The sequence below is a fragment of the Deltaproteobacteria bacterium genome, from assembly GCA_018668695.1.
Taxonomy (GTDB): domain Bacteria; phylum Myxococcota; class XYA12-FULL-58-9; order XYA12-FULL-58-9; family JABJBS01; genus JABJBS01.
This window is the reverse complement of sequence record JABJBS010000301.1, coordinates 1-18,010: the sequence shown is the minus strand read 5'-3', so window position 1 is coordinate 18,010 and position 18,010 is coordinate 1. Positions and strand designations below refer to the sequence as shown.

Genomic DNA, 18,010 nt, shown 5'->3' with positions numbered 1-18,010 from the left:
TGGATAAATCAGCCAACAAATAATTGGCAAGAGCAGCAGCCGCCCCATGGTTAATATATTTGGTAAGTTCCACACGATGACCCTGTCATTACATATTTAGAGCAAGGAAACAATTGGCGGCTTTATTACTGTTTTTTCAGGACTTTTAGGTCTTTACCTTGAAACTGTTCGGGACCAAAAATCAGAAACGAGGTGCGTGGCACCTCGTTGTAGAGCAGTGAAGGCAGCACTTGGAGGAAGGGTGGCCGCGGCAAACAAAATTTGTTTGAGTCCGTTTTCAATGGGGTATTTGGGAGTCCAGTCCCGTAGCTCCAGTGTTTTATCGAGGAATACTGTTCGCATGGGTGATGCTGGCAAATTCTCCATGACATGGGCTGGAACCAGTTCATTGTGTCGATTTTCCAATTTCAAAAGGGCAAGCAGCTCAAAGTGTGAGTTCCATCGCCATGCACGGTCAATGACCGTTCGCCAGCAGGGCTTCCAATGTTGGATGATCAGATTTAGGTCGACGCTGCGCCTGGGGTCCTCGCGGAAGAGATCTTTGGCTGCATGAATTGCGCTGAATAAAATAGCGTCTTCAGTGGAAAGGGTGACGACTTTGCGGTTTGGAGATTCTCTTACTTGGGCGCGGTTAAAGAGTTGCGAATAATCTATTTTATGCCGTCCGTGATGTCCCAATTCCCAATGTATATCCAACTGAAAACGACCTTGGTCTCTAGTATAGGTAGCTTGTGTCCGCATGGTGTTCGATTTTTGACGCCCTGGCTTGATGCTCCGTTGATAACCATCAGCCTCAATTAATTTCCAGGTGGTCACTTTGTCTTGCTGGCGAATTAAGAAATCAATATCACACATTCTCCGTTCACTTAGATCGGGATAAAGCGTATCCAGAAAGGCCGCTCCCTTGAGCAATATGATTTCTACGCCGGCTTGCTCCAACAAAACGCGCAACCGCTCCATCTCTTGAAGCGCCGCCATATTGCCAGCAAGGGTTGCCATATCTCCTTTAAGATCTGTCATCATCACTTCCCGGCTGGCCAATGTTTGAGGTAATGCCGGTAGAGCTTGAGCACCCGTTTCACATACTTTTGGGTTTCTGGGTAATTGGGAATCCCGTTATTTCTTTTCACTGCGCCGGGGCCGGCATTGTAAGCGGCCACGGTTTTTTGAATGTCACCCTTAAAATCATTGGTTAAGAGGCGAAGGTAGCGGGTTCCGCCAAACACGTTGGCGCGGGGATCAAAGGAATCGTGGACCATCATGGCTTTGGCGGTGGGCGGCATCAATTGCATCAACCCTTGTGCTCCAGCCGGGCTCACAGCCGATGGTTCAAAGCTCGATTCGACGGCAACCATAGCTTTGATAAGCGCAGGCGGTAGCGTGTAGTACTTGGCGGCTTCTAAAATAAGGTTGTCGTAGGTCGTAATATCAACACGATGAACTTTTCTTAAAACGCCGAGTTTGTCCGTCCAATCGAAGGTGTTCTTTTTCTTTGCTGCCACTTTTTTTAAGTGCTTGGGTGGAATGTTGGTGAAGACCACGGAACCATCTGCTGCAGTGTAACTGTACATTTCGGCCTGCAGCGGCATGGCTAGGAATAAGAGGGAAAATACAAGAAGGGCTGGCAACGACCACGTCTTCATTGAGGCACCGGTACCTTATCCCACGCCCAGGTGTTGCGATCGGTTTGCTTGACCGTGTTGTTGAACGGAGTATCCAGAATGTCAGGCGTATCGATACTAAAATGAAGCCCGCGGCTTTCACGTCTTCGCAGAGCACAGCCGATGATAAGCTGAGACACTGTGGCTAGGTTACGCAGTTCAATCAAATCGATGGTGAGGTGGAAATTCCAATAGTACTCATGAATTTCTTCCTGAAGTAAAGCGACGCGTTTGCGTGCACGTTCCAGGCGTTTGTCACTTCGCACAATACCAACATAGTTCCACATGAGTCTGCGCAGCTCATCCCAGTTATGGGAAACCACGACTTGTTCGTCGGGGTGAATCGCTTGACCCACGTCCCACTCATGAACATTCCCAGTGAAGTCCGTGGCCTTTGCATAACCGGCCATATCTTCTGCAGCCCATTCGGATACTACGGATGCTTCGAGTAAAGAGTTGGAAGCGAGCCGGTTGGCTCCATGCAGTCCGGTGGAGGCAGATTCGCCCGCGACCCATAGACCTTGAATATCGGTTTTGCCTCTGGGAGTAGAAGCCACGCCGCCGCACATATAGTGCGCTGCGGGAACCACGGGAATGGGTTGTCGAGTCATGTCGATGCCCAGGGCAAGACACGCTGTGTGAATATTGGGAAATCGGCTGGCGACGAATGCAGGGTTGTGGCTGGTCATATCCAGGCCAACATGGTCGTCTCCAGTGCGCTTCATTTCGCGGTCGATGGCCCGCGCCACAATATCTCTAGGTGCTAGGTCGGCCATGGGGTGCACACCGGCCATAAAGGCAGTGCCATCGTCGCGTTTTAAAATACCGCCTTCACCGCGCAATGCCTCACTTATCAAAAATGATTTGGCCTCAGGGTGGTAGAGGCAGGTGGGGTGGAATTGAAAAAATTCCATATTGGAGATGGTTGCCCCAGCGCGAAAGGCCATGGCAACGCCGTCACCGGTGCTAACATCAGGGTTCGAAGTATAGAGATAGGCTTTACCAGCACCGCCGGTGGCTAAAAGCGTTGCTTTCGCTTCAACCGTGAGCATGGAACCTGTGTTGGAATCGAGGATGTAAGCTCCCAAACATCTGGGCTCTTTAAGGGCACTCGGGGTAATGAGGTCGACCGCCACGTGATCTTGAAGCAAGGTAATATTCGGGTTTCCCGCAATGGCTTTGCGCATCGCCCGGTCAATTTCCCGCCCCGTGATATCTTGAGCGTGCAAAATACGGCGGCTTGAGTGCCCACCTTCTCGGGTCAGATCAAAACTTCCGTTCTGAGCATCGAAGCGCACGCCACGAGACACGAGCCTCTCGACTGCGCTTGGGCCCGCTTCAACAATGGCCTCCACGACTTGCCGGTTACAAAGACCACCTCCAGCTTTCAGGGTGTCTTCGACATGGGCCTCGAAGCTATCGTGCTCATCCATGACACTGGCCAGGCCACCTTGGGCGTAAGCCGTGTTGCTCTCGCTCGGACCACGTTTACAGAGCATCATGACGCGCCCATGTTCAGCGAGATGGAGGGCCGCGTTAAGTCCGGCCAGGCCGCTGCCAATTACGAGAAAATCTGTTTGCATTGCCATAACAATTAACCGCCTACCTGATCCTAACCATGCCCTCAAGGGATCAGGCCAGTGATTCGGTACGAATGCTTGACCTTTTATGCAGGTGCCAGCATGGTGGCTCCAAGATGGATGATGTACTGAGCCAACTCTTGAATCTCGGGATGATTCTCGTTTCCATAGTGATGCTATGGAAAGGCGCTGACTTTTTTGTAGAGTCAGCTGCAAGAATTGCCCGCTCGTTCAATATTTCTGAACTGGTGATTGGTCTGACTTTGGTCGGCATGGGAACCAGTGCACCTGAGTTTGCCGTCTCTGTGGGTGCCGCTTTGAGCGGGCAAACCGATATCTCCGTCTCGAATATCGTGGGTTCAAACATCTTTAATCTTGGTTTCATTCTTGGAGGTTGTGCGGCTATCCGCGCCCTTGAAGCCAGCCCGAAGATGGTCTATCGCGACGGATTTTTCCTGGTTGGTATTTCGGCGCTTCTCGTTTTCCTTATACAAGACAACACCTTAGACCGAACCGATGGTGCGATTATGCTCCTGGTTTTCGCTGGGTATTTGGCTCTCTTGTTCAAACAGCGCGATTCAGACGTGGACATCGAGGATGATGGGACCGAGAGCAGTTGGAAAGATGGGCTTTGGCTTGGCGGCGGTTTGGTGCTGATTCTTGTTGGCTCACACTTCTTGGTCACTGGAGCTTCAGATTTTGCCCGCTTCATGGGCATGAGCGAGTGGGCCATAGGAATTACGATTGTTGCGGCCGGTACTTCAACTCCGGAGCTCGTCACGTGCCTGAGCGCAGTTCTTAAGGGCCGCCACGGGATTTCGGCCGGGGCTCTGATCGGCAGCGATCTCTACAACATCCTGGGTGTCTTGGGCACAGCCTCTGTGATTCGGCCCCTGGCGGTCAATGACGCCGGTGTGGGCAGCGTTTGGTTGCTCCTCGGCGGGGTGATTCTCGTCACGCTATGTCTTCGTTCTGGCTGGAAAATTAGCCGAGGCGAGGGCGTCTTATTGGTTTGCGTTGCGGGCCTTCGCTGGTGGATCGATCTGGCCGGCATATCACTTTTCTAAGATTCTCTCGTGCCATTAAGATTGGCCGCATTTACGCCTCTCTGTTAGTCTCAAGTTCCCGGATTAATAAAGAATTGAGGTCGTCGTGCTCGCACGCATCAGCATTTTTCTCCTGCTCGGTTTTCTATCTTTTGGCCTCGGTTGCAGAGGCGAGATTGTTTTACCGCCTGGTACCGCCGCAGACGGCGCAGATGCCAGCGACCCAACAGATGTTGTTGAGGTGTCTTGTACTCCCTTAGATCGAGAAGCTGCATGCCCTGATGCACTCGAGTGTGCTGCCGGAGCTTGCTACACGCAATCAACTGGCCCCGGACCCTGCAGCCTGGAAACCAACGGTTTGTGTGCCGGAGACGATGCGTGTGTGAGCGGTAATTGCGAGAGCATTGAAGAATCCACCGCTTGCTCACCCTCCACCCCAGAAGGCACATGTCCTGGAGGACAAAGCTGTGTACGCGGGTATTGCTTTGATGATGATTCGATTGCCTGTTCTGAACTCAACCTCACGGGAAGTTGCCCACCGGGCTACCGATGCACCGGGGGAGCTTGTTTCCAAGACAGCGGCAGCTGCAGTGATGTGATTCAAGATGGCACGTGCCCCGCTTGGGAAACCTGTGTTCGTGGTGAATGCGTTGGACCCATCGCGCCGGATGCCTGTTCCGCTCAAGCCCTCAATGGTCGTTGCCCTTCGGGTAATATCTGTGTGGCTGGAACATGCACCGATATCACCACCGCCAATGTCTGCGCGTTCGATAGAACCTCGGGTCTTTGCGGGCCCGCTGCGGCTTGTGTTCAAGGGTATTGTATTGCCATTGATTCCTCGAGTGGCTGCTCTTTGGATAATCCCGATGGCTTGTGCCCCGGAGGCTCGATTTGCCAAAATGGGATGTGCGTGGCCGAGGCCTGCGAAAGCGGCGGCTATTTATGTGCCCCGGGTTCATTTTGCGATGGCGAGGGCTCTTGTCTGCCTTATCCCTGTGAGCCGATTCACCCAAACGGGTTTTGTGAAGATTCGACACTTATTTGCGAAAGCGGCGTTTGCGTAGAACCAAGCTGTTCTCCGGAGTACCCAGACGGCTCGTGCATTGATGGCTTTGCATGTGTTGATGGTGCTTGCGAGCTTCTGCCATGTTCCGCCGAAGTTCCTTTCGGTGCCTGCGAAGAAGGCTTTGAGTGTGACGCGGGGGTTTGCGTTCCTGGACCTTGCTCGCTCGATAACCTTCAAGGTGCTTGCGATGAAACCGTGAGCATTTGCCACCCAGAAGTAGGCTGCGATAACTTTCTTGCGGCAACATGCTGTGATGAATCTCTGACGACGAGCCTTGGTTGTGCAACGGGAACCTGTACCGCACCACCTTGCTCCGAAACGGATCCCTACGGTGCTTGCCCGGCAGAACAGTATTGCGTTGAAGGCAGCTGTGAGCTTGCGCCGTGTAGCCCTTTTTACCCTACGGGAACATGCAGCGTAGAGGGCGAAACTTGCAGGTTTGGTCAATGCAGTCGGACAGGCTGCGCGTTGGCTGATGACCCTGTCGCATATTGCGCTCCAGACATCTGTGACTTCTCCCTTGACCAATGCATTACGCCGCCCTGTTCTGTAGAGAACCAAAACGGGAGCTGCGCGCTTGGAAGCACATGTTGTGACAACGGACTGAGTAACTCTCAGGGCTGCGATGTGGGTGAATGTTTCGTGCCAGATTGCTCGGCAGAGTTTCCAGGCGGTGCTTGTCCCACGGGTCTTGTATGCGCTGGGGGAGAATGCTCCACGCCGCCATGTAGTTTGACCTACCCACAAGGCAGCTGTGGTCCAAACCTCGCATGTGATGCGGGCGTCTGTGTTCAAGCAGCTTGTAGTAACGATGCGCCCCAGGGCTATTGCGAAGGTAGCTTGAGATGTATCGAGGGCAGCTGTCAGCAATACATTTGCAGTGATGCATTTCCGAATGCCCCTTGTCCGGTGGGAACTCTCTGCCAAGATGGCAGCTGTATTACGCCCGCTTGCAGTTCAACTTACCCTGGTGGTGCATGCGGCGCCGGTGAGATTTGCGTTGGCGGTGTGTGCATCGACCAACCGTGCTCAACAGCTTACCCAAGCGGCGTTTGCGCGGCAGGTTACACTTGTATGGCTGGTGCTTGTGTCCCAGGAGCATGCTCAGCCGAGGCGCCGACCGGTTCTTGCAGCGGAAATGATGCAGGACGAATCTGCTTGGAAGGCGTGTGCCGCGATTACGTATGCAGTGAGTATTTCCCAACCGGTCCGTGTGATGGTGGGCAGATTTGCGACGCGTCTTTAGGAATACCAAGCTGTATTGTTCCCGCTTGCAGCAGCGAATACATCGGCGGCTCATGCCCCGAAGAAAATGAAATCTGTATAGGCGGCGTATGTATTTTGCCTCCTTGCAGCGAAAACGTACTCAACGGGCAGTGCCCACCGAGTCAGCTCTGCTGCGACGAGGACTTGGCGGCATCGAATGGTTGTGCTCTTGGCAGCTGCACACTGGCTGATTGCGGCATAGACAACCCCAATGGACGATGCGAGGCCGGTGAGATTTGCTGCAACGAAATCTATCAGGCGCAAGGTTTGTGTAACACGTTAGGCTCTTGCCTGGGCACGCCATGTTCGGATTCATTTCCTTATGGAACCTGCTCAGGCGTAAACGCCGGCAAGATTTGCGTGGAGGGTTCGTGTGAAGACCCATGCTCTGATTCAGCTCGAGACGGATGGTGTCCGAGCGGCTTTGACTGCATCGATGGCAGTTGTGCACTTGCTTGCGCGGGTGATGCAGACTGCGACAGTATCAGTGATAGTGACGAGTACGCATCGAGCTTAGTCGACAGTGATGGCGACGGTTCTCCCGATTACATCGACCGTGATTCTGATAACGATGGTATCCCGGATTCAGCGGAAGCCGGCGATCTGGATTTGTCGACACCGCCTGTGGCATTCCAAGACGGCGATGCATTGGCAGATTATCGCGACGCCGATTCTGACAACGATTATATTCCAGATGGTCTCGAGGCGGGTTTAGTTTTAGCTTCTCCCCAAGACACCGATGGTGACGGTGAGCCTGATTACCGCGATGCCGACAGCGATAACGATGGCGTTTTGGATAGATGTGAAGCCAGCGATAATGGCGGTATTTGCGTAAACGAAGCCCCCGTTACCCAAGATACGCTTTTAGACAGTGATGCAGACGGTAAGGCAGACTATTTAGATACCGACAGTGATGACGACGGTATTCTCGATGCGGTCGAAGCGCGCGAAAACCCAGCCGACGCTTCAACATTGGATGCAAGCGGCGTGGACCATGATGAAGATGGCACTCCTGACTACCGCGATACCGACAGCGACGATGATGGTGTGAGCGATGATGAAGAGGACGTGAACGGCGACGGTATTGTGAATTGCCAAATTGATGGCAACGGTGATTCAGTCTTAGACCCACGCTCAGTGCCTTCTTGTAGTAATTTCTATTATGACTACAACCCAGGCTGCCCGGATGCGAAGTGTTTACTGGCAGAAACCTCACGGGTGCATAATGACACCGATCGCGACGGTATCTTAGATAGTACCGATGGCATTGCGCAGGTTTGTTCCGATGAGAACCTAAAGCCTGTGAACGTATTCAGCCTTCGGTTTGGAGATTACTCATTAACGCTTGATGAAAACTTTAATACCTCGCAGACCCTAAGCCGCGGCGGCGAACCGGCCGGCGTGAAGTTTCATGGCACCGACTCAACCCGCGGCTCTTACGCCGTTGGGGGATTCCTTTTGAACAAAGTGCCGTCGCAAGAAGCTATGGATACGGTGATTGCCGATCCAAGCCGCGAGCTGATCGAAAAAGCGCTTACCCAAAGTGCGGTGGACGCAGGTCTTTTAGAAACAGCAACCAATGTTTCCAGCGTAGAGCTGGTGATCAATAGAAACTTCACAAGCTTTGATGGCTACGGCGTGGTCGTGTCTCGTTATCGGATTCAAACGGGTAGTAATGTAAGCGTGCGCAAACTGCGTGACCGGTTGGTAGAGGCGCTGGGAACGGAACTGGATGCATTTTCTTCAATCAGCGGCGGCCCAACGAGTCGCGACTTTACGCTGCTCATGGAGACCCGCTATCGCTACGACAATGGTACCACCGGTGCAGTGGTTTTAGTTGGGGCGCTGACACCTACAGGAACCGGCGTTGATGATGACGATTCTTACAGCTACCGAACCCGCTGCAGTGAACAATCCAATTGCTCTTCACGAGATGGCTGTATTCAAAGCGGTAGCAGCTGCATCGAAGATTCTGATTATCAATTGCCCATTTTTCATATGCAAAACATTGCCGGTGGCGGTGCCCTGGCTCAATTCGGTGATGATGTAGCGGCGCTCTGTCAGTCGGATGTGCAGGCCAACGGAGAGCTTGATGTTCTCTGGGTGGTCGATAACTCGGGAAGCATGGGTGATGCCATCGGGCAGGTTGAGGCGTCTTCCCAACTCTTCTTTGACCTGCTGGGTAATACGGAGGCTGATTATCGGGTGGCCCAAACAACGAGTCAGCTACAAGACCCTGATTGGCCACCACAGTCTCGTTTTGACAATCCATCTGGTGACGAGTCTACATTTATAACTGATAGTGCAGGTAATGCCGGTTACGTTGCGTTGAACGGATTTTTGCGAGGCGGTTTTACGGGAGCTGTGGCGGGACAAGCAGGGGCATCTTTAACGGACCGTTCAAGTTTTTGCTCTGGCAGCTATGACCCTGCTTGCTATTTTGAATCCCGGTTGCCCGGTGCCTATACATCGGTGCCATTCGAGTACGGACTCTTAAGCGGCCAATGGGCAGGATATCGCGCCGGAGCAATTCCTGTGGCATCATGTGTCGATTTGACGGTTGATGATTGTCAATCATCTCCAGGCTGTATGATGCTTGAAGGCACTTGTGTGGAATCACGTTGTGGCGCGGCTACAACATCCATCGGTTGTGATGCTATTCCGGAATGTGTTCGGTTAAATCAGGCTGACTGCAACGATGCTTCCTCGTGTACCTGGAACGGTTTCACCTGTAACTCGTCGGCTTGTAATAGCTACGGTAACGCGTCAGCCTGTGATTCAGACCTAAACTGTTCTTATGTTGCTGGTGAGTGCACCGACCACCCCGGGCGTTACTGTAAGGCGTTCACTATGCAAGGCCAATCGATCTGTGAGTCGGATCCGCGTTGCGAGTGGAATCAGGAAAGTAGTTTTGATTTGTGTTTGTCGAAGCATTGCACCGCTATGAGAAACAATCCGGCCGGCTGCGAATCAGATGCGCGCTGTTCTAGCTATTATAATAACGTATGTGTGGACCGAATTGTTGTGGGTGACCGAGTTGAGTGTGAGTGGAGTTCTGAATCCAATACTTGTGAATCCTCTCTCGGGTATGCGTGCTGGATGACTGATACTCAAAGTGACTGCCTAACTTTAGCACCTCGTTGTGCCTGGTCGGAAAATCGTTGTGTGGTGACTCCATCAGATCCTGGTGTCATATGTTCTGCAACGAGCCAATCGGATTGTGAATCGCAAGGCGGTACCTTGGATGGCACAAATTATTGTCAATGGGACAGTTTCGAGAACCGTTGTTCCCCGCAGACGAATTATGCATTCAGAAATGATGCGGCACGGGTCATGGTGGTGCTCTCCGATGAAGAGACCTGCTCTCTAAGAGACGGTGTTAACAGTTTTAATTATCGAGCAGGCAATGGAATTTGTGACTGGTTCAGTGCTTATGGACTGGGAATAACGAATTACGATGCGGACATGAGATACTCGCGTACAGATTCCTTTGTCTCATACTACCAGAACCGTGGCTTTACCGTTTATGCCATTGTCGGAGATAAGGCGGATCCGGCGCAGATGGCGGATATTTCGAATGGGGGTTGTTTAACTGCATCTACCATCGCCGAAGCCGGGCAGGGCTATATTGATGTCGCCGAGGCTACTGGTGGTGGTTGGGGAAGTATCTGTGCCGATGACCTCTATCCCACAATAGAATCCATCGTTATCGGTTCCATTGCTAAATCGTCCCCTTATCGTTTGGAAGGCTTAATCGATGGCAATAACGTACAGCCCATTCCGGCTACGATTAAGGTGGTGGCAGAAGTGTGCGACGTGCCGGCGCAATACCCAACTTGTTCCAGTGGTACGCACATGGAAGTCTTACCTCGCTCAAGAGATAACGGGTTTGATTACGATGCCATTACCAATGCCTTGGTATTCTATGGTGACGGTCGTCCTACCCAGAGCGGAGATATTACGGTTTCCTACAGGTACTGGGTCGACTTAGAGCAACCACCAGAAGGCAATGCAGAGTGCCCTTGCCCGGAAACCAATGGCCCAGCTTGTAGCTGTGAGCCCGGCCTTGCGTGCGGTTTGGTTGGAATCAACGACAGTTGCAGCAGTGCGGGGAATGAAAGCAGTTGTGATTTAGCGCCGGGTTGCACTTGGAACAGTGCCAATGGCGGCGAGTGTGTGTTCAATGGCCGTTGTGAACCAGACCCAACTTGCGGCGGCGGCTGCGATGAGGGTGAAGTCTGCGATGCAGAAACAGGGCTTTGTATTTGCGACTTAGGGTGCGGTGATGGCTGCGGTGCTGGTCAAGTTTGCGATGTTGACTTGGATTCAGCGAATTGTGGACAGTGTTTGTGTGACTCGTCCTGCGGCGGCGGCTGCCCTGCTGGCCAGGCCTGTGAATCCGACACCAACTCAGATTCCTGCGGTCAGTGCAGCTGCGACACAACGTGCGGCGGCGGCTGTGAAGCGGGACTTGAATGTGACAGTGACCCAGCCTCCGCTGGTTGTGGTTTCTGTGCACCTCCTCAGTGTGGCAGTTGTCCGTCAGGCTTCGTATGCGACCCTGCGGCAGGCATATGTGTTTGCGATAATACCTGTGGCGGCGGGTGCCCAACCGGAACCACCTGTGATCCTGATGCAAACTCAGAAACCTGTGGCCAATGTTTGTGTGACACCACCTGCGGCGGAGATTGCCCAACGGGTACCGTGTGTGATGCCGATGCGGGATCTGACACTTGCGGTTTATGCCGCGTAGATCCAACGTGTGGGGTTGAGGGCAACTGCAACCTCGATTGCAGCGATGGTGCAAGTGAGAATGCGTGCTCCGGCATGATGGGATGTCGCTGGGCGGATTGGAACAACACGTGTGTGGCCGAGCAGTGCTCTACTTGTAATCCCAATACGGGACTCTGCGAGGCTGACAGTGTGGCGTGTGAATGCGGACCGACCGAAAGTTATGACCCACTCACATTTAGCTGCGCGTGCGACACGACCTGCGGTCTCAGTTGTGCGCCGGGACTTTATTGCGATTCGAATGCCGACTCCGCAAGTTGCGGCGAATGTGTCTGCGACACCACCTGTGGGGGCGACTGTCCTACAGGACTTGTCTGCGATAGTAATGCGGGCTGCTCAGGCCTTGATGAGATGAGCTGTTCAGGCGCATCTGATTCCTGTGTCTGGGAATCAGGCCTTGGTGAATGCTTGAGTATTTTCTGCGGCCAGTGTGTCGTCGACCCAACTTGCGGTGGTTGTCCTGAAGGGGAAGCTTGCAACCCAGTGACCGGTCTTTGTGAGCCTCAGTGCCCAGATTGTGCGGTGGGCAGCGTGTGTGACCCACTCACGGGCGATTGCATTTGCGACCAGACCTGCGGCGGTTCCACATGTCCGGTAGGTTCAACCTGTGATGCGGATATTAATTCAAACAGTTGCGGTAATTGTGTGTGCGTCACCGATGCACCGACTGATGGTTGCCCAGCAGGGCAGGCATTTGACGATGGCAGTGCGTGCGCCGCATTGGCCACCGGAGGCCCTTGTGAGGCCGCCAGTGGCTGTGTGGTGGATGCCAGTAGCAACACATGTATCTCACCCACCTGCGGTCAATGTGTTTTAGATGCCACCTGCGGCGGCGACTGCCCGGCCGGGTTTATCTGCGACCCACTGTCCGGACTTTGTATTCCTGATTTCAATTGCGGTGGTTGCCCGCCGAACTTTGAGTGTGATCCACTGACCGGGGTTTGCGTACCACTGGGAGGGTAAGGGTTAGTCCACCAACACATGGTCTGGCGTTCCGTCACTATTGCTATCTATAGGGTGAAACAGCGAAACTGGTCTCGAACCATATCAGACCAACTCCACTCATGTTGACCGAAAGAGTGACCAGCAGGATGCCACCGTCCGTCCCACATGGAGTCGCCCCAATGGTTTCCTGTGGCACTATCCAACACAGAGAACCATTCACACATATCTACGTTAGGTGCAAAAACCCGAGAAACGCTATTCAAGCTAAAATGAATCCCGTGAATTGATGTTACGGATGTTAAACTTGTTACGTCTGATAGGATATAGAGACTTCCTAGTTCTTCAAGCTCAGTGAGCGCTTCCAGATTGTCCAAATAGGGAAGGTTATCCAGTCTGAGAATACCTGCCACGGTTCTCAGATGCTCAAGTCCAGTTAAGACTTCAAGAGATGAATCTTCAATGGTTAAACCACCATGAACTGCTGAGATCCCATCAATGCTCTGTAGATCAGCACCGTTGAAGTCACGGATAGTGAGGTCACCTGTAATGATGCCACAAGTAAAAATATCGTTAGTACCATCCTCAAGAGAATCTGAACTTAATAGATAGTCTCCTTCACAGACCCGGCTGCATGAAACGCTGGCTACCTCGATGCTCGATTGCTCTTGATGAAAAGTCATTGGATTCCATTCTTCCGAATACGAATAAGCTCCTCGAATGAAGGCTTCTATTTCACATCGAGCAAGGGAATCATTGTCTTCGATCCGGAGTGTATGAGCATTATCCAGACTTTCTGTATCCAAGCCGTCTAACTCAAGGTCTGAAGCATTGAACGCAATCAAGTTGAGGTTAGAGAGTGGCTCAAGCGATGTAAGAGAGTCGTTATTTATAATCTTAATAGAGTGGCCCTTAGCGTTGCGGTTGATAGCATCGATATCACCCCAAAGGTCGGTGATGTGCTCCAGCCCTTCAAGGCTTTTAAGCTCCGGGTTATCTTTAATTGTAATAAAGCCAACGCGGCTTAAGTTTTCCCAGGCTGGAAGGTACTCCAGTGATTCGTTATTCTTGATATAGATTGATGTGGCCGAGGTTGTGGCATTAAGAGCACTTAGGTCTGTTAATACACTGTTGTCATGAATATGTAGATCATTCAGGTTTTCGATTGGAGCGAAACCGTCCAAGCTTGTTAGTTGCTGGTTGCGCCCGATATTTAATCTGAAACTCCGTTCATCTACTTCAATATTTTGTAGACCATCAAGATTGGTGATGCCTGTGTTACTAACACTGATTCCCCAGAGCTCTGTCATCCCAGAAAGCGCAGCAAGGGTTGTGATTCCTGGGTTGTCCCAAATGATTAAATGACTCTTGATCCGGCGAAGGCCCGAGAGTGCCTGGATATCTGTGAGAGAAGAGTTGTTCTTGATGTGAATCCCATCCATACAACACCCAGTGTTTCCGACTGAATGGAGATTCTCCAATCCATTAAGACTCGTAAGTGAGGGATTGTTTTCAATATACAACCCGTTTTGAATTTCTTGAAGACTGCTGAAATCCGTTAAATCTATAAGGTTCGTACCCTTGATTTTAATCTTGCCTGTGAAGATATTACAGTCTTTGAGTTCCTCGATTTTTTCTTCGAGATTGGTGCTGTTGATATAATGACCGAAGCCTTCACAGGTAACTGATGTTTCAGGCAACAAATCCAACTGATCACCGCCGGTTTCTTGAGCGTCTGCCCTCATTGAATCCCAGATTGACATCTGCCCCATAGCCAATGCAGCATTCGGCAGTGCAAGAAACATGAGTAAGAGCCCCATAAGAAAAGCGGGGAGGTTATGTGTTCGGGGCGAGTTGTTCATTGTCTTTCTCCGTGCCGCGCGAAGGCTGGCTCAAGTTTGTTTGCACCCTTAAGAGCAATCCACGTGCCAATAATTTGTTTGGCTTGCCCAAGCTTGTAATGCTACGGGATTATTGACTTTTTTCGTCTTGTCTGGGCGGTGACTGATACTTGAGTGAACGAAATCTTCGTCGTTCTTCGTCAAAGTGACGAAAGTGACGAAAAGACTTAACCTGTCGAAACTGACGAAATTGACGACTTTTACCCTGCGTTTTATGAACTCTTTAGGAAGAAGTTCGCTGAAATCATTCGGTAATTATTTTTGGCACACCGATTGCTTTGAAAGGCACGCAACACATGTACCCACATGACCTACAGATGATTGAGGTGATGATGAAGGACATGACGACAAAGTAATTTGGAGATTTTCAAAATGAAACAAACGAATTTATCAAAGTGGATGCGTTCTTCTATTGTAGGCACTGCGCTTTTAGCCATGAGTGGCTGCGGCGGCGATGGGGCAGCGGTGAGCGACTACAATCCTGAAAGCTATCAGTTGACCACATCTGAAGTGGTGGCCACTTCAACCTCACACACCTGTGTGATCGATGCGCAGCAAAGCCTTTGGTGCTTTGGTGATGATTACTCGGGTGAGGTCACCGGCAATGGCGAGCGAAACGATGTGAAGCAGCTTACACCCATTCAAGTGTTGCCTGGCGAAAAATTTAAATTTGTTGGCGCAACCGGCGGCGCAACCTTTGCTATTAAAAACGATGGTACGCTTTGGTCTTGGGGCAGAAATAATTATGGGCAGCGCGGCATCGACAAATCCAGTGACCGGCGAGAAGATTGGAAGCCATTGCAAATTGGTGAGGATGCCGATTGGCGAATGGTGAGAGGATCCGGCAGCAACCACGGCGCATGTGCCATTAAAGAAAGTGGTACGCTTTGGTGTTGGGGCGACAATCGTTTTGGTCAGGTTGGTAATGGCGGAGCCACAGGAGCGGAAGATGAACCGGTTCAAGTAGGCACCGATACAACCTGGATGGATGTTAGTCTGGGTGTTTTCAGTGCCTGCGGCGTGAAAGAAGACCAGAGCCTTTGGTGTTGGGGTTCCAACGCCGCGGTTGTCAATGAAGAAGGCGAATTTGAAGGACGTTCAAGCCATGAGCCAGCAGCGGTTCTCGCAGATAAAAAAATCCGTTCGATGAATGTTTATGCTGATAATGGATGCGCCTTGACGACAGAGAGTGAGCTTTATTGTTGGGGTTCCAACAGCGTGGGCCAACTTCTTGGCACCCCGCCGGTCTCTGAGCTTTTGGGTACACGCAAGATTGTCAGCAACGATAATTGGAAAAAGATTGCGGTGGTCGCCGGCACATTTTGCGGCTTGGGCCAAGATGGCACCGTGGAGTGTTGGGGCGGTAACCTAGCCGGATCCCTTGGTAGAGGTATATCCGATGCAGATCTGCTCCACACGACTGTCATAGCACCGGTGGTATTTGATGGATTTTTCACCGACCTAACCGGTGGCTTTGCCAGCTTTTATGGGCGAACCATCGACGGTGAACTTTATGGCTGGGGCAATGGTACTTGGGGCCGTTTGGGTCAGGGCACTGACCAGGCTGAATACACCACACCCGTATCCATTACTTTGGAATAAAATAGAACAAACGCAATTCTTTCTGAATTGAACTTTTTAAAAATTAAAACACACACATAGACCGCGCCCTTATTGGGCCTGGTTCACACTGGAGAAACTTATGAAATCCCTCCCCCTCGCGCTCCTTGCTGGAGCGTTATGCACCACCCTTGCGTCTTCTGCCGTAGCTATACCGTTAGAAGACTACTATGAATCAACCTCTGATATGCTTCACTTAATCGATTGGCGTGTTCACGATGCCGTTGATGAGAATTTAAAAGAACGCAATCTGGATAACGCAAATCCACAAGTTCAAACCTGTTACCGTGCAGGTAACGTAGAAGCTGAAGTCCGAAAAATATTCAGTGAAGATGACCATGAGAGCAAGCGTTCAACCATGAATGGCATTACCACTGCTGTTTATGAGTCGCTGAAGACTCCACTGGTTGAAGAGGAATTCTTCGCAGGTGTGCCGACGAGAGAGGGCTCTGGTTTTGAATTTACACAGTTTATAAATGCCGCGCGCGCTGATGGCAGTTACAACAGCATCACTGAAGAGCAAATGGCTGCTTCCAATAAGTGGATTACAAGCCCCGGTTATCTCGGGGATGTTGATTTGCTTGAGCAGCGCTCGTTGCGCAAGCATTTTGGGTACGATACAGGCTCTACCGACCATGGTGAAGATGGACTCCTGGCACTCGCTATCGGTGCACACAACGAACTTGATGGTGTTGTGGGTTTAGCCGAAGGATATGCTGAGAATACAGCGTCACCTGAAATTTCAGCGGAAGGTATCAATCCTGCATTTGATGCTGCCGCAAGCGCAGGTTCAGCTTTTGTGACTGTAAAGCAGTCGAACCGGGTCTTTCGGTATCCGGTCAATTCCAAACTTCGAAACAATGGTTTTAATAGCTGCGTTTCTGGTTCAGCTTGGGATCAGGCAAGCCAGTATCAGGCCCACTGGCCCCAGCGATGGTGCCATCAGAAGTACAAATATGTGCACACTTACCTTGGTGCGCCGCTTCATTCGTTTAACACACCTATTTGTGATTGCATCGAGCGCAATACGATTGCCATTCCAGGTACGGAATACACTGGTATTTCAACCAGTCCATCCTTTGGGTTTGCAGTGGCCAGTATTACAGAGTCTGAGCACGCTAGAGATTGGCAGCTGAGTTATAAGCTTTACAGCACCAACCCCAGCGCTTCTTTTGCGATGGCTCGAACAGCAGATGAAACCATGACGAGCACGCTTCCTCTAAACCCATCTGCGAGTGATAGCCGGATTTTGGAAGGTACTGTGAATTTACGAGATGTTGTTGCAAATCCTCCCCATACATTTTTTGCAGAGAGCAATTTCAGTGGAGACAATCCAGGACAAATGAAACTCATCGCCGGTACGATGGGCGGCGAAACAGGTGAAACTTATATCCTGGAGTTCAAGGTGGAACCGGTAGCCGATAAAGCAGAGCGTGTGTACTGCGGTATGAAGCGCTTAGGAACAGACAATCAAGTGGATATGAACCGAGCAATCCATGCGGCTACCACAGAGGTTACCGATGATATCGGTAGCTCTGTTACCAGCTGGGTAGTGAGCGCCGATGATGAGAATCGCGAGGTCACCCTGGGCAACCAGACGACGCTTTTATTAGGCGACCGAGAGATTCATACCGGAGGAACTGGCAGTGAACTTGTTTACAATTTGAAAGACCCAAGCATTCCGGCAAGCGGCAGTCTGATGGATTTTAACTCGGTCATGAAAGTGGAGATTGATTTCCCTGAAATTCCTATGGGTATGGTTAATGTTGACCCTGCGGCTGAATTTCATGTCACCCGTGATGAGGGAGTGGAGATTCGCTCAAGCGGCAACTTCGGAAGATTTTCAACGGGTCACGAAGATTGGATGGTTGCTACGGGCAGAAACGGTGGTTCACTTAAAGGTTCCGGCGCGATCGGTCCGGTCCAGGTGGGACTTGAAGGTAATCTAACGGTTGGTGTGAAAGCCAGTGTAGAGTCGGAAACCACCATCACTTCCTTACAAGAAAAACGGATGGAGCAGAACAGCCATACCGAGCGCGTTTTCGATGGTTGGGCGGGCTGGGGATGGTTTCGCTGGCCGCGTTATCGAAACGTTACGGTATTAGATGATGTCGTTGGTACTGAAGATAACGGTCCG

General features: G+C 51.4%; 8 protein-coding genes. 4 read left to right on the top strand and 4 right to left on the bottom strand.

Features of this window, described 5'->3' with window-relative positions; genetic code table 11:
• Positions 1 to 153 precede the first annotated feature (153 nt).
• From HOK28_16085 to nadB, 3 genes are read right to left on the bottom strand one after another with little or no spacing between them, the layout of a single operon-like run.
• Complete coding sequence (locus tag HOK28_16085) at positions 154 to 1,020, bottom strand: hypothetical protein (protein ID MBT6434619.1); 867 nt, start codon at positions 1,018 to 1,020, stop codon at positions 154 to 156.
• A gap of 2 nt (positions 1,021 to 1,022) precedes the next feature.
• A complete protein-coding gene (locus HOK28_16080) occupies positions 1,023 to 1,589 on the bottom strand; it encodes a lytic transglycosylase domain-containing protein (protein ID MBT6434618.1) in 567 nt (188 codons plus the stop codon).
• 50 nt (positions 1,590 to 1,639) lie between these two features.
• Positions 1,640 to 3,250 (bottom strand): L-aspartate oxidase, encoded by a 1,611-nt coding sequence (gene nadB, locus HOK28_16075; protein ID MBT6434617.1) that lies wholly within the window; start codon positions 3,248 to 3,250, stop codon positions 1,640 to 1,642.
• 107 nt (positions 3,251 to 3,357) lie between these two features.
• On the opposite strand from nadB, the gene HOK28_16070 reads away from it, so the two are divergent.
• Together HOK28_16070 and HOK28_16065 are read left to right on the top strand one after the other, a co-directional pair.
• Entirely contained in the window at positions 3,358 to 4,308 is a 951-nt protein-coding gene (locus tag HOK28_16070; protein MBT6434616.1) for a calcium/sodium antiporter, read from the top strand.
• An 85-nt stretch (positions 4,309 to 4,393) separates the two neighbouring features.
• Positions 4,394 to 12,373 (top strand): hypothetical protein, encoded by a 7,980-nt coding sequence (locus HOK28_16065; protein MBT6434615.1) that lies wholly within the window; start codon positions 4,394 to 4,396, stop codon positions 12,371 to 12,373.
• 47 nt (positions 12,374 to 12,420) lie between these two features.
• Here the strand turns inward: HOK28_16065 and HOK28_16060 are convergent, their stop codons facing one another.
• Positions 12,421 to 14,214, bottom strand: a complete 1,794-nt coding sequence (locus tag HOK28_16060) for a hypothetical protein (GenBank protein ID MBT6434614.1) — start codon at positions 14,212 to 14,214, stop codon at positions 12,421 to 12,423.
• A 411-nt stretch (positions 14,215 to 14,625) separates the two neighbouring features.
• Between HOK28_16060 and HOK28_16055 the strand changes: the two genes are divergently transcribed.
• Together HOK28_16055 and HOK28_16050 are read left to right on the top strand one after the other, a co-directional pair.
• Positions 14,626 to 15,855, top strand: a complete 1,230-nt coding sequence (locus HOK28_16055) for a hypothetical protein (GenBank protein ID MBT6434613.1) — start codon at positions 14,626 to 14,628, stop codon at positions 15,853 to 15,855.
• A gap of 100 nt (positions 15,856 to 15,955) precedes the next feature.
• The coding region (locus tag HOK28_16050; GenBank protein ID MBT6434612.1) for a hypothetical protein at positions 15,956 to 18,010 on the top strand (2,055 nt) is incomplete at its 3' end.

Coding starts and splice junctions, on each gene's coding strand:
- HOK28_16080 (MBT6434618.1), bottom strand. CDS start 1,589: ATGCCGCTGCAGGCCGAAATGTACAGTTACACTGCAGCAGATGGTTCC.
- HOK28_16060 (MBT6434614.1), bottom strand. CDS start 14,214: ATGAACAACTCGCCCCGAACACATAACCTCCCCGCTTTTCTTATGGGG.
- HOK28_16070 (MBT6434616.1), top strand. CDS start 3,358: ATGGATGATGTACTGAGCCAACTCTTGAATCTCGGGATGATTCTCGTT.
- nadB (MBT6434617.1), bottom strand. CDS start 3,250: ATGGCAATGCAAACAGATTTTCTCGTAATTGGCAGCGGCCTGGCCGGA.
- HOK28_16085 (MBT6434619.1), bottom strand. CDS start 1,020: ATGACAGATCTTAAAGGAGATATGGCAACCCTTGCTGGCAATATGGCG.
- HOK28_16055 (MBT6434613.1), top strand. CDS start 14,626: ATGAAACAAACGAATTTATCAAAGTGGATGCGTTCTTCTATTGTAGGC.